Below are 12,886 nucleotides of genomic sequence, written 5' to 3'. Positions count from 1 at the left end.
AAGTGTCGTCGTTCAGCACCGCCAACCTGGGCGGCCTGACCACCGACCAGGTTGTCGCGCTGTCGTCGAACCAGCTGGGCGCCCTGAGCACCGCGCAGTTCGGCGCACTGAGCACCAACTCGATCGCCGCGATCGAAACCCAGGACATCGTCGGCCTGAAGACCAACGTCATCGCCGCCCTGAAATCGTCGCAACTGGCGGCGCTGACCACCGACCAGCTGGGCGCCCTGAGCACCACGCAAGTCGCTGCGATCACCACCGCCAATATCTCGGCGCTGACCACCGATCAGGTTGTTGCCCTGTCGTCGAACCAGTTCGGCGCCCTGAGCAGCCAGCAGATCGCCGCCTTCAGCACCAACGATATCGCCGCGATCGAAACCGGTGACCTGGCCGCTCTGAAGTCGAGCGCGGTTGCCGCCCTGACCACCAACCAGATCAAGGCCCTGACCACCGACCAGGTTGTCGCCCTGTCCTCGACCCAGGTTGGCGCACTGAGCAGCGCGCAAGTCGCTGCCATGAGCAGCGATGACATCGCCGCGATCGAAACCCAGGACATCGGCGCGCTGAAGACCTCGGCGTTCGCTGCCCTGAACAGCTCGCAGGTGGCTGCGCTGACCACCGGCCAGGTGACCGCCCTGAGCACCGCGCAAGTGTCGTCGTTCAGCACCGCCAACCTGGGCGGCCTGACCACCGACCAGGTGGTGGCCCTGTCGTCGAACCAGCTGGGTGCCCTGAGCACCGCGCAGTTCGGCGCGCTGAGCACCAACTCGATCGCCGCGATCGAAACCCAGGACATCGTCGGCCTGAAGACCAACGTCATCGCCGCCCTGAAATCGTCGCAACTGGCGGCGCTGACCACCGACCAGCTGGGTGCCCTGAGCACCACGCAAGTTGCTGCGATCACCACCGCCAATATCTCGGCGCTGACCACCGATCAGGTTGTTGCCCTGTCGTCGAACCAGTTCGGCGCCCTGAGCAGCCAGCAGATCGCCGCCTTCAGCACCAACGATATCGCCGCGATCGAAACCGGTGACCTGGCCGCCCTGAAATCGAGCGCCATCGCCGCCCTGAACACCAACCAGATGAAGGCGCTGACCACCGATCAGGTTGTCGCCCTGTCGTCGATCCAGATCGGCGCCCTGAGCAGCGCGCAAGTGTCGGCCCTGAGCAGCGACGGCATCGCCGCCATCGAGACCCAGGACGTCGGCGCGCTGAAGACCGCCGCCATCGCCGCCCTGAGCACCTCGCAGGTGGCCGCGCTGGGCACCGCGCAAGTTACCGCGCTGAGCACCGCGCAAGTGGCCTCGCTGAGCACCAATGCGCTGGCCAACGGCCTGACCACCGACCAGGTTGTCGCGCTGTCGTCGAACCAGCTGGGCGGCCTGAGTACCGCACAGTTCGCCGCCCTGAGCACCAACTCGGTGGCTGCGATCGAGACCGCGGACATCGTCGGCCTGAAGACCAGTGTGATCGCTTCGCTGAAGTCGGCACAGCTGGCGGCGCTGACCACCGACCAGCTGGGCGCGCTGAGCACCGCGCAAGTCGCCGTGATCACCACCGCCAACATCGCGGCGCTGACCACCGACCAGGTCGTGGCCCTGTCGTCGAACCAGTTCGGCGCCCTGAGCAGCGCGCAGATCGCGGCCTTCAACACCAACGACATCGCCGCGATCGAAACCGGCGATCTGGCGGCCCTGAAGTCCGGCGCGATTGCCGCGCTGAGCACCAACCAGATGAAAGCGCTGACCACCGACCAGGTCGTGGCCCTGTCGTCGATCCAGATCGGCGCCCTGAGCAGCAACCAGGTTGGCGCCCTGAGCAGCGACGGCATCGCCGCCATCGAGACCCAGGACATCGGCGCGCTGAAGACCTCGGCCTTCGCCGCCCTGAACACCTCGCAAGTGGCCGCGCTGACCACCGGCCAGGTGACCGCGCTGAGCACCGCGCAAGTGGCTTCGCTGAGCACCAACGCGCTGGCCAACGGCCTGACCACCGACCAGGTTGTCGCGCTGTCGTCGAACCAGCTGAACGCGCTGAGCACCGCGCAGTTCTCGGCCCTGAGCAGCACCGCCGTGGCCGCGATCGAGACCGCCGACATTGGCGGCCTGAAGACCGCGACCATCGCCACCCTGAAGTCGTCGCAACTGGGTGCGCTGACCACCGACCAGATCGGCGCGCTGAGCACCACCCAGGTGTCGGTACTGACCACCGCCAGCGTCGGCGGCCTGACCACCGACCAGGTGGTGGCCCTGAGCAGCAACCAGGTTGGCGCGCTGAGCTCCGGCCAGGTGGCGGCGCTGTCCACCGCTGCGATCGCCGCCCTGGCGACCGAAGACGTGGCAACGCTGAAGACCGCCTCGATGGCCGCGCTGAAGACCGCCCAGGTCGCGGCGCTGACCACCGACCAGGTGGTGGCACTGTCGAGCAACCAGGTGGCTGCCCTGTCCAGCGCCCAGATCAAGGCGATGAGCACCGACCAGCTGGTCGCGATCGAAACCGCGGACCTGCGTGCCCTGAAGACCTCGGCGATCGCCGCCCTGAGCACCCAGCAGATCGGCGCGCTGACGACCGACCAGATCCACGCGATGACCACCTCGCAGGTCTGCTCGATCACCACCGCCCAGGTGCCTGGCCTGACCACCGCGCAGATCGCGGCGCTGCCTTCGCCACTGGGTACCCCGATCGTGCTGGACCTGAACGGCAACGGCATCGAGACCCTGAACCAGTCGGCCGGCGTGCAGTTCGACGTGCTGGATAACGGCAACAAGACCAGCACCGGCTGGGTTGGCGGCGGCGACGGTCTGCTGGTCCTGGACCGCAACCACGACGGCAAGATCAACAACGGTAGCGAGCTGTTCGGTTCGGGTACCACGCTGGCCAACGGTCAGAAAGCCAAGACCGGCTACGAAGCACTGGCCGAGCTGGACACCAACGGCGACGGCGTGGTCGATGCCAAGGACAGCGCCTTTGCGGATCTGCGTGTCTGGGTCGACGGCAATGCCGACGGCATCAGCCAGGCGGACGAGCTGAAGTCGATGAAAGACCTGGGCATCACCAAGCTGAACCTGGACGCCAAGCAGAACGTGTCGGCCAACAACGGCAACATCGTCGGTATCACCTCGACCTTCGAGACCGCCGACGGCGCCAGCCACACCGCGGCCGACGTCTGGTTCGCGATGGGCAGCACGAGCAGCGTCAGCAGCTCGGTCAGCAACCTGTCGAACGCCATGTCGAGCTACAACAGCGCAGCTGCCTCGGCCGCTGAAAACGCGACCAAGCTGGAAATGCCGACTGCCAACAACAGCGCAGTGGCGGCCCTGGCCAGCGCGATCGGCAGCTACGACAACAAGCTGACCGCGTCGAGCCACCAGGTGTCGACCGAGGAAAGCCAGCGTCTGAAAGCGCTGCAAGGCGGCAACCACAACCAGGGCTTCCTGGCTGCCAAGTAAGATCAGCTGCTAAGCAGTAAGACGGCAAGACCTGCGGGTCTTGCCGTTTTTTTTTAAGCGCCGAATAGCGGTCTGAAAGCGACGGTGTTTCTGCAACACAAAATGCCACAGCAAATATCCGCCTGAGTTAGAATCCTCAGGCTGGCACGATAGTGCGCCTACGCAAGCTTTTATCCTTAAGGCCTATGCAAGATAAATTCCCCCACACTGCGATCCAATGCCTGACGGCCATCGCCCAGCACCACGGTCTGCAGATTAATCCTGAGCGCCTGATCGACGAAAACGCGCTGCGCCAGGAGGAACCCAACACCGGCATGCTGTTGCGCATCGCCTCCGATATCGGCCTCAAGGCCAAAGCCGACAACCTGAGCTGGTCGCGCCTGATGGCGCAGGGCGGCGTGTTCCCGCTGATGGCCAAACTGGCGGAAGGCAATTACGTGATCGTGGTCGGCGTCAAGCAGGGCGAGCTCGGCGGCGAAGACCAGGTGGCTGTGCTGAACCCGACCTTGGCCAACGCCAGCGTGATGATGGTCAAGCGCAGCGACTTCCAGCAGCGCTGGCAGGGCGAGGTGGTGTTCGTCAAACGCCAGCACCGCCTGACCGATCCCAACCAGCCGTTTGGCCTGCGCTGGTTCATTCCCGAGATCCTCAAGCAGAAGGCCGCCTTCCGCGACATCTTCATCGCCGCCATCGCCATGCAGCTGCTGGCGCTGGCTTCGCCGATCTTCTTCCAGCTGGTGATCGACAAGGTGCTGACCCACCAGAGCGTGACCACGCTGCAGGTGCTGGGCGTGGGCATCGTGATGGCGCTGGTGTTCGACTCGACCTTCGGCTTCCTGCGCCAGACGCTGACCCTGGCCGCGTCCAACAAGATCGACATGCGCCTGACGCGGCGCGTGTTCGCGCACCTGCTGTCGCTGCCCATCGATTTCTTCGAGACCACCAGCGCCGGCGTGGTCACGCGCCACATGCAGCAGCTGGAAAAAATCCGCAGCTTCCTCACCGGCCGGCTGTTCATGACCGGCCTGGACCTGATCTCGCTGGTGGTGTTCATTCCGATTCTGTTCAGTTATTCCTTCCCGCTGACCCTGGTCGTGCTGCTGTTTGCCAGCATGATCGGCGGCATCGTGATGGCCATGGTGCCGACCTTCCAGCGCCGTCTGAACCAGCTGTACTCGGCCGAGGGCCAGCGCCAGGGCATGCTGGTGGAAACCATCCACGGCATGCGCACCGTCAAGGCGCTGGCGATCGAACCGTCGCAGCGCCGCGTGTGGGACCAGCGCTCGGCCGAGGCGATCACCATGCACTTCCGTGTCGGCCAGATTTCCATCGCCGGCAACTCGGTCACCGACTTCCTCGGCAAGCTGCTGCCGGTCACCATCATCATCGTCGGCGCCTCGCAGGTGTTCAACGGCACGCTGACGGTCGGCGCGCTGATCGCGTTCCAGATGCTGTCCGGCCGCGTGACCCAGCCGCTGATCTCCATCGTCGGCCTGGTCAACGAGTACCAGGAAACCGCGCTGTCGGTGCGCATGCTGGGCGAGGTGATGAACCGCGCGCCGGAAGGCCGCGCCGGCGCCAACGGCATGCGCCCGACCCTGGAAGGCGAGATCAAGTTCGACAACGTGGTGTTCCGCTATCCGGGCGCGCAGAACATGGCGCTGAACAAGGCCAGCTTCACCATCGAGCAGGGCACGGTGGTCGGCATCGTCGGCCGTTCCGGCTCCGGCAAGACCACCCTGACCAAGCTGATCCAGGGCCTGTATCCGGTGCAGGAGGGCATCATCCGCTTCGACGGCATCGATGCGCGCGAGATCGAGCTGTCGCATCTGCGCCGCCAGATCGGCGTGGTGCTGCAGGAGAACTTCCTGTTCCGCGGCACGGTGCGCGACAACCTGGCCGTGACCAAGCCGGACGCCACCTTCGAAGAACTGGTGGCCGCGGCGCAGGCCGCCGGCGCCGACGAATTCATCGAGCGTCTGCCGCAGGGCTATGACACGGTGCTGGAAGAAAACGCCGCCAACCTGTCCGGCGGCCAGAAGCAGCGCCTGTCGATCGCGCGCACCCTGGTGGCGCGGCCGCGCATCCTGGTGCTGGACGAGGCGGCGTCGGCGCTGGACCCGGAGTCGGAAGCGATCTTCATCAACAACCTGTCGAAGATCGCGGTGGGCCGCACGGTGGTGATGATTTCGCACCGTTTGTCCACCCTGGTCGACGCCGACAAGATCATGGTCATGCACCAGGGCTCGCTGGTCGACGCCGGCCGCCATGAAGAACTGCTCACCCGTAGCGAAACTTACCAGCACTTATGGAACCAGCAAACAAGTCACCTTTAAACTTCAAGCGCGGCAAAAAGGACGAGACCGAGATCGAGTTCCTGCCGGACGCCGATGCCATCGAGCGCGGCCCGCTGCCGCGTTCGGTGCGGCTGGTGCTGCACCTGCTGCTGCTGGCGTTCGTCGTGTTCATCGTGTGGGCCTCGGTGTCGCCGGTGGAGAAGATCGTGATCGCCCACGGCAAGCTGGTCAACCCGTTGCCGAACATCGTGGTGCAGCCGCTCGACACTTCCATCATCAAGAGCATCGACGTGCGCGTCGGCCAGATCGTCAAGAAGGGGCAGGTGCTGGCCACGCTGGACCCGACCTTCACCGCGGCTGACGAGACCGAACTGCGGACCCGCCTGGAGTCGCTGGATACCCAGGCCGCCGGCCTGCGCGCCGAATTGAGCGGCGCGGCCGGCGCCAATCCGCAAAGCGGCAGCAGCGCCGACGCCCAGTTGCAGGCGCAGCTGTCGAGCGAACGCAAGGCCAATTACGCGGCGCAGAAGGCCAAGATGGAAGAGAACATCGCGCGCCTGAAAGCCGGCCTGGAAACCAACCAGCACGACCAGCAGATCCTGGCCCAGCGCGTGAAGTCGCTGCGCGAGGTGGAAGCGATGCAGGAGCAGCTGATGGCCGAGCAGTTCGGCGCCAAGATGCATCTGCTGGAAGCGCGCGACCGCCGTCTGGAAGTCGAACGCGACATGGACCTGCAGCGTAACAAGGCCACCGAGATGAAGCGCGAGCTGGCCTCGGCCGAGGCGGAGCGCGCCGCGTTCGAAAAGAGCTGGCGCCAGAAGTCGATGGAAGATTTGCTCAGTGCCAGCCGCGAGCGCAGCAGCATCAACGAGCAACTGGTCAAGGCCGACAAGCGCAGCAAGATGGTGCAGATGGTGGCGCCGTCCGACGGCGTGGTGCTGGAGATCGGCAAGCTGTCGATCGGTTCCATCGTGCGCGAAGCGGAACCGCTGTTCACGCTGGTGCCGCTGGGCGCCGAGCTGGAAGCGGAAGTGCAGATCGATTCGCTGGACGTCGGCTACATCAAGACCGGCGCGCTGGCGCACCTGAAGGTGGATGCCTACAGCTTCCAGGAGCATGGCATGCTGGACGGGAAGGTGCGTTTCATCAGCCAGGACTCGTTCAAGCGCGACACCGCCGACAAGAATGGCGGCGGGCAGGATCAGTATTACCTGAGCCGCATCGCCTACAGCGGCAAGCTGCGCAAGCTGCCCGGCGACGCGCGCCTGCTGCCGGGCATGACGGTGACGGCGGAAATCGTGGTCGGCCACCGCACCGTGATGTCCTACCTGATCTTCCCGCTGACCCGCGCGCTCGACGAATCGATCCGCGAACCTTGATGGCGCCTACAGCGCGTTCATAGCGCGTTGTAGCCGCTGAGCAGGCTCTGGTTGGACCACAGATAGTCCCACGCGCCGAAACGGCCGCAGCTGGCGATGCCGGTGGCGGCGGCCCAGTCCAGCACGGTCTGGCGCCTGGCTTCCATGCCCAGGTCGAAAATCACATTCCCGAACGGCAGCACGCGGTGATCGACGAACAGCACGTCTTCCGGCTGGCCGATGCCCATCTTGACCAGCGCCGCGCGCGTGTTGGCGATCACTTCCTCTTTCGTGTATTGCGACTGCTCGCCGCGGCTGTAGATTTCGAACTGCAGCGAGCTGCAGCCCGCGGGCGCGTTGTCCGGCGATTTCACCGACGGTGAATAGGCGCGGCTGGCCAGGATGTCCTCATCATAGATGTAGAACCACAGGTCCTTGATGATGGCCTTGCTGAAGCCGACCGAGACCAGATCGATGGCGGTGGCCTTGAGCTGCCCGGCCGCTTGTCGCACGTCCAACGGTGCATCGGTGCTGATGCGCGCCAGAACGGGAAGCGGCAGGGTGCTGACCAGCTGCCGGTAGCGCACCACGGCGCCGTTGGCGAAGGTGACGGTGCGCCGCGCCGTGTCGATGGCGCTGGCGCGGTGGTCGAGGCGGATCTCGCTGTCGGCGATCAGCGGCGCGATGAAAGCCTTGTAGCCGCCCTGCCGCGGATAGCGCATCTCCTTGGTGTAGTAGGTGTTCGGCGTTTCGGTGGTCATGGCGCCGTACAGGATCTCGTCGAGCTCGGCGCGGCGCATGCGCTGGCCTATCCAGGTGGTGGACAGGGCGCTGGCCGGCGTGGCCCAGTATTTCTGCGTGTAGCGGATCGGATAACGCCCGGCGATGGCGTCGCCGTACTGGTGGCGCAGCCAGCTTTCGTAATCGTCGCCGGCCAGTTCCGAGGGACGGGCCAGGAAGGATTTGATCAGCGTCACCTTGTCGCCGGCGTCCAGTGGCGCCAGGTTGTTCTGCACCGGGTGCTTGAGCCAGCGATCCTGGTCGAAGCAATACGAGTCCGATGGATGGGTGATGTAGGGCGTGCGGTCGAAGATGGCGCGCACCTTTTCCTCGCTGGCGAAGCTCAGGTGCACCGCGTGGTCGAAGCGGAAGCCGTCGATGCTGAAGTTGTCGAGCAGGCCGCCGGCGGAGCCGCGCGCTTCGAAGATGACGGCGCGCCGGCCGCTCTCGCGGGCTTTCAGTGCGGCGCCCAGGCCGGCGACGCCGCCGCCCAGGATCACCACATCCAGTTCTTCTATCATGATGGAGTCTCAGTAGTCTGCCAGCTCGGTGCAGAGATAGGTTTGCAGGCTGGCGCGCCAGTCCGGCATTTCGGGCCAGCCCAGGGCGCGCATTTTCCAGTTGTCGGCCATCTCGTTGTTGGAGACCCTGGCCTTGCGGTTGAAGCCCGCCGCCGTCGAAGGCTGGACTTCGATGGCGATGCCGGCCGCCTTGACGATGGCCGCGACGTATTCGTAGCGCGAGGCGTTGCCGCTGTTGACGCAGTTGACCACGCCGGTGACGCCGGCCGCCGCCAGGTCCAGCATGCGCATGGCGATGTCGCGGTTCCAGCACGGCACGCCGCGCTGCTCGGCATTCGATTCCAGGTGGCGCCCTTCGGCCAGCGCCTTGCGCGCCTCGTCGATGCGGCGGGCGACGAAGTTCTTGGGCGTCGCCGGCGCGCCGCCGAACAGCCAGCCGGTGCGCACCACCAGGTTATGGGGCGCGGCGGCCAGCACGGCCTGTTCGGCCAGCAGCTTGCCGCGGTGATGGTGCGTGGTCGGCGCGACGGCGTCGTATTCGCGGTAGGGAGCGTCGGAGGCGCTGCCGTACAAGCCGGTGCTGGAGACGAACAGCATGCGCACGCCGGCCAGCGCGGCCGCTTGCGCCAGCAGTTCGGTCAACAGCAAGTTATCGCGGTAGCAGGCATCCGGATCGGTCTCGCACTGTTCGACATTGGTGTTGGCGGCGGCGTGCAGCAGCAGATCATGGCCCAGCATCCGCTGCGCCAGTTGCGCGGCGGCCGAGGCGCCACCATCCAGCGCGGGGCGGGCCAATGGATGGCATGCGTCGCCGCGCGCGGCGGCCGCTTCGATGACGGCGCTGCCGAGCAGGCCGCCGGCGCCGGTCAGCAGCAGCTTCACGGCTGCGGCTCCAGCGGGAAAGTCGTCAGGTCCAGGTTGATGGCCTCCTGCGGATCATGCCCGATGCTGGCCAGGTTCAGCACCTGGTTCAGCTGCTGGCCGACGCCCTCGAACGCCACCCACCATCCCGGCGGCACCGTCAGCCGCGCATACTGCGTGCCCGGCACCGCGCCCGGCTCGTCGCCGAGCAGGAAGGAAAACGCCTGGCCGTCGTCGCCGCGCACGTAGAAGCGCACCGCGCCGCACGGCACCACCAGGTTCAGCTGCATGCGCGTATGCTTCTTCCAGCCTTTCACCGCGCCCGGATGGATGCGTGTGAAATACGCTTCGCCAAAGCCGGCAAAGCCCTCGTCCACCGCCTTCATGCCATGCTGGATATCGCCCAGCGGATGGGCGATGCGGCGCAGCGGCGTCAGGAACGGCGGCGTCAGCGCGTCCATACCAGCCCCCGCTGGCGGGCGCGCTCTTCGTAGGCGCCGATCTGGGTCTGGGTCAGCGCGTACATGTCGGCCGACTCGCGGTAATACTTGTAGTACCAGTCGCTGACAAAGTCCACCAGCTCGCTGTACTGCAGGTTGGCTTCCCACTTCAGGTGGAACAGCGCCTTGTCGCAGTTCAGCTTCAGCAGGCCCGCTTCATGGAAGGGGATGTTGGCGGTGACGCGGTAAGCATCGTCCAGCGACTTGAAATGCCACGCCTTGCTCAAATCGCCGAGGAGGTCGAGCACGGTGCGGTTCTGCTCCGCGCGCGGGCCGAAGTTGAACGATTCGCCGTGCAGCCTGGGATCATGCGCCAGCGCCGCGCCCAGCGTCAGATAGCCGCTCAGCGGCTCCAGCACGTGCTGCCACGGCCGCGTCGCCGACGGGCTGCGGATTTCGACCGGACGGCCTTCCGACCAGCCGCGCATGCAATCGACCACGATGCGGTCGCGCGCCCAGTCGCCGCCGCCGATCACGTTGCCGGCGCGGCCGGTGGCCACGCGCACCTTGCAGTTCTCCGAGCGGAAGAAGGATTCGACATACGAATGGATGACGACTTCCGCCGCGCCCTTGGAGCCGCTGTAGATATCGCGGCCGCCCAGGTGGTCGGTTTCCTTGTAGCCCCACACCCATTCGACGTTCTCGTAGCACTTGTCGGAGGTGATCATCACCGCCACGCAGTCCGGGTTCACCTGCCGCAGCGCTTCCAGCACGTTGGCGGTGCCCATCACGTTGGTGCTGATGGTGCCCAGCGGGTCGCTGTACGAGGTCGAGACGATGGCCTGCGCCGCCAGGTGGAACACAAAGTGCGGCTCGAAGTCCTCGATCAGCTGGCGCACGGTGGCCAGGTCGCGCACGTCGCCCAGATGGTGTTCGATGTTGCCGGCCAGGCCGGTCTTGTCGAACATCGACGGCTCGGTCGGAATGCAGTCCGACAGGCCCGCCACGGTGGCGCCCAGTTTCAGCAGCCAGGTGGTCAGCCAAGATCCCTTGAAGCCGGTATGGCCGGTGACCAGCACGCGCTTGCCGGCATAAATTTGTCCAAACATCAGTCCCATACCTTCCACGGCGCCTGGCCGGATTGCCACAATGATTCGAGATAGGTTTTGTCGCGCAGCGTGTCCATCGGCTGCCAGAAGCCGTCGTGCTGATACGCCGCCAGCTGGCCGCTGGTGGACAGCATTTCCAGCGGCTCGCGCTCCCAGGTGGTGTCGTCGCCCGCGATCAGGTCGATCACCTTCGGTTTCAGCACGAAGAAGCCGCCGTTGATCATGCCGCCGTCGCCTTTCGGCTTTTCCTTGAACGAGCCGACGCGGCCGTTCTGGATGTCCAGCGCGCCGAAGCGGCCGGGCGGATAGGTGGCGGTCAGCGTGGCGTCGACGCCGGCCGCGCGGTGAAATTCGATCACCTTGGCGATGTCGACGTCGCCGACGCCGTCGCCGTAGGTGAAGCAGAAGTCTTCCTCGTCCTTGACGTAATCCTTGACGCGGCGCAGGCGGCCGCCGGTCATCGAGTCTTCGCCGGTATCGACCAGCGTCACCTTCCACGGCTCGGCGTACTGCTGGTGCACTTTCATCTCGTTGTTGCGCATGTCGAAGGTGATGTCCGACATGTGCAGGAAGTAGTTGGCGAAGTACTCCTTGATCACGTAGCCCTTGTAGCCGCAGCAGATCACGAAGTCGTTGATGCCGTAGTGCGAATAGATCTTCATGATGTGCCACAGCACCGGCTTGCCGCCGATCTCCACCATCGGCTTCGGCTTGAGGGTGGTTTCTTCGCTGATTCGGCTGCCCAGGCCGCCGGCCAGTATCACTGCTTTCATGCGGGTTCCTTTAATTGCGTGCGCCGTCTTCCATCAGCATGGTCATCGGCGTCATGATGACGCGATCCCAGCCGTACTGGTCCAGGTGCTGTTGCAGCAGCATCGAATAAAACCGCTCGGCGGCAAAGCCGGCGTTGCGTTTCTGGTTGCCTTCGCGCTCGATGTGCACGGTGTTCATGAATTGTTTCGTTGCCGCCTCCACGCGGTCGATCATGTCGCAGAACCAGCCGACCGGAATGTAGGCGGCGGTGCAGGCCGGCATGAAGGCGTTCTGGCTGAGGAAATCGGCGACGTCGTTCTGATCGACCACACCGGCATCGACGGCGCAGCCGAAGTACATCAGGATGTCGCGCGCTTCGGCCACGGCGGCATACTGGCGCAGCACGCTGCCGGCGAAGGTGACCTTGGACGGTACGATGATCCGGGTGCTGTCGCCGAAGAAGTGCTCGGGCCGCGCGCGCGCCAGCAGGCTCGGATGGGCATAGCTGTTAAAGCCGCGCATCTCGCCCAGCGGCTGGGTCAGCGCGAAGCGGCGGTAGTGACAGATGCCGAACAGGCGGTCCTGCGGCGCGTCGGCCAGCAGGCGGCGCAGGCCGAACATGGCGGCGAATTCGCCCAGGTGCTCGTTCTGGAAGGCCAGGTCGGGCGCCAGCTGGCTCATCGCCAGGCCCTGTGGCGGCACGTAGCCGCCGCTGCCGACGATGGTCAGGAAGTCCGGCAGCGGCCACTCCGGCTCTTTGTGGGTGATGCAGAAAAACAGGGGCGTGGTCATGGCTCCGGTCCGTGGTAAAAGTCGTACTTGCTCACAGTTGCGCCATCGAAACGGGCGAGCCGATTATAGCGCGTTCGTTCCTGCCGCGGCATGGCGATCAGGGCGGCGGCGCCAGCAACAAAGCATAGCCTTCGCGCAGTGCCTGCTGGACGGCGGCGATGTGCAGCTGGTCGCCGGCGGCCACGTGGGCGTAGCGTTCGCCGACCAGCCGCGCCAGCGCGTTCAGGCGCCCGGCCAGCAGCGCCTTGTAGCGCTCAGTGTCGGGCAGGAAGTGCAGCCGCGTGTGGGGTTCGTACAACAGGTGCAGGCGCTCCAGCGCCAGGTCGATGGCGTCGGCCGGCTGGCTCTGGCGTGGCGCGGCGCCGCTGCACAGCGCGGCCGGCAGGTAGGCGCACTGGTGTTCGGCCAGCACGGCCAGCGCGGTGGCGACGCCGGCCAGGCCACGGTAGCGCTTGCCCTGATAGTCGCCGAAGGCCGCGCCCAGGTGCGCGCGCCGCAGCAGCAGGCAGGCGGGCTGGCACAGCAC

At 65.7% G+C, this 12,886-nt stretch carries 9 protein-coding genes and 1 pseudogene; 3 read left to right on the top strand and 7 right to left on the bottom strand.

Annotated elements, in window-relative coordinates; translation table 11 throughout:
- The 3 genes from E4L98_RS03905 to E4L98_RS03895 form a co-directional block, all read left to right on the top strand.
- On the top strand, positions 1-3,449 hold a 3,449-nt coding region (locus E4L98_RS03905), incomplete at its 5' end, for a beta strand repeat-containing protein (RefSeq protein WP_135200264.1).
- A 185-nt stretch (positions 3,450-3,634) separates the two neighbouring features.
- On the top strand, positions 3,635-5,785 hold the full coding sequence (locus tag E4L98_RS03900) for a peptidase domain-containing ABC transporter (protein ID WP_135200263.1): 2,151 nt from the start codon (positions 3,635-3,637) through the stop codon (positions 5,783-5,785).
- Positions 5,758-7,125 carry an HlyD family type I secretion periplasmic adaptor subunit gene (locus E4L98_RS03895; protein ID WP_135200262.1) on the top strand — a complete coding sequence of 456 codons (1,368 nt, stop codon included), beginning with the start codon at positions 5,758-5,760 and terminating at the stop codon, positions 7,123-7,125. Before E4L98_RS03900 ends, E4L98_RS03895 begins: the two co-directional genes overlap by 28 nt.
- Positions 7,126-7,142: 17 nt before the next feature.
- Here the strand turns inward: E4L98_RS03895 and E4L98_RS03890 are convergent, their stop codons facing one another.
- The 7 genes and pseudogenes from E4L98_RS03890 to E4L98_RS29925 all read right to left on the bottom strand — a co-directional run.
- On the bottom strand, positions 7,143-8,405 hold the full coding sequence (locus E4L98_RS03890; RefSeq protein ID WP_135200261.1) for a protoporphyrinogen/coproporphyrinogen oxidase: 1,263 nt from the start codon (positions 8,403-8,405) through the stop codon (positions 7,143-7,145).
- Positions 8,406-8,414: 9 nt separating this feature from the next.
- On the bottom strand, positions 8,415-9,287 hold the full coding sequence (locus E4L98_RS03885; protein WP_135200260.1) for an SDR family oxidoreductase: 873 nt from the start codon (positions 9,285-9,287) through the stop codon (positions 8,415-8,417).
- Entirely contained in the window at positions 9,284-9,727 is a 444-nt protein-coding gene (locus E4L98_RS03880; RefSeq protein WP_135200259.1) for a dTDP-4-dehydrorhamnose 3,5-epimerase, read from the bottom strand. The genes E4L98_RS03885 and E4L98_RS03880 overlap by 4 nt, the downstream gene beginning before the upstream one ends.
- Complete coding sequence (gene rfbG, locus E4L98_RS03875) at positions 9,715-10,815, bottom strand: CDP-glucose 4,6-dehydratase (RefSeq protein WP_135200258.1); 1,101 nt, start codon at positions 10,813-10,815, stop codon at positions 9,715-9,717. The genes E4L98_RS03880 and rfbG overlap by 13 nt, the downstream gene beginning before the upstream one ends.
- Positions 10,815-11,588 carry a glucose-1-phosphate cytidylyltransferase gene (rfbF, locus tag E4L98_RS03870; RefSeq protein ID WP_135200257.1) on the bottom strand — a complete coding sequence of 258 codons (774 nt, stop codon included), beginning with the start codon at positions 11,586-11,588 and terminating at the stop codon, positions 10,815-10,817. Before rfbF ends, rfbG begins: the two co-directional genes overlap by 1 nt.
- 10 nt (positions 11,589-11,598) lie before the next feature.
- Positions 11,599-12,360, bottom strand: coding sequence for a hypothetical protein (locus E4L98_RS03865; RefSeq protein ID WP_135200256.1), 762 nt, complete (start codon positions 12,358-12,360; stop codon positions 11,599-11,601).
- A 97-nt stretch (positions 12,361-12,457) separates the two neighbouring features.
- A pseudogene (locus E4L98_RS29925) lies at positions 12,458-12,886 on the bottom strand (glycosyltransferase); the annotation flags it as partial.

Origin of the sequence: Duganella callida (genome assembly GCF_004614165.1) — a bacterium.
In the GTDB taxonomy this organism is placed as follows: domain Bacteria; phylum Pseudomonadota; class Gammaproteobacteria; order Burkholderiales; family Burkholderiaceae_D; genus Rugamonas; species Rugamonas callida.
Note: the sequence above shows the minus strand (reverse complement) of the source record. Positions and strands in the feature narration are given on the sequence as shown.

What these genes read in the sequence shown, in the direction of transcription:
- rfbG (WP_135200258.1), bottom strand. Translation starts at nt 10,815, where the DNA reads ATGTTTGGACAAATTTATGCCGGCAAGCGCGTGCTGGTCACCGGCCAT.
- E4L98_RS03890 (WP_135200261.1), bottom strand. Translation starts at nt 8,405, where the DNA reads ATGATAGAAGAACTGGATGTGGTGATCCTGGGCGGCGGCGTCGCCGGC.
- E4L98_RS03895 (WP_135200262.1), top strand. Translation starts at nt 5,758, where the DNA reads ATGGAACCAGCAAACAAGTCACCTTTAAACTTCAAGCGCGGCAAAAAG.
- E4L98_RS03880 (WP_135200259.1), bottom strand. Translation starts at nt 9,727, where the DNA reads ATGGACGCGCTGACGCCGCCGTTCCTGACGCCGCTGCGCCGCATCGCC.
- rfbF (WP_135200257.1), bottom strand. Translation starts at nt 11,588, where the DNA reads ATGAAAGCAGTGATACTGGCCGGCGGCCTGGGCAGCCGAATCAGCGAA.
- E4L98_RS03900 (WP_135200263.1), top strand. Translation starts at nt 3,635, where the DNA reads ATGCAAGATAAATTCCCCCACACTGCGATCCAATGCCTGACGGCCATC.
- E4L98_RS03865 (WP_135200256.1), bottom strand. Translation starts at nt 12,360, where the DNA reads ATGACCACGCCCCTGTTTTTCTGCATCACCCACAAAGAGCCGGAGTGG.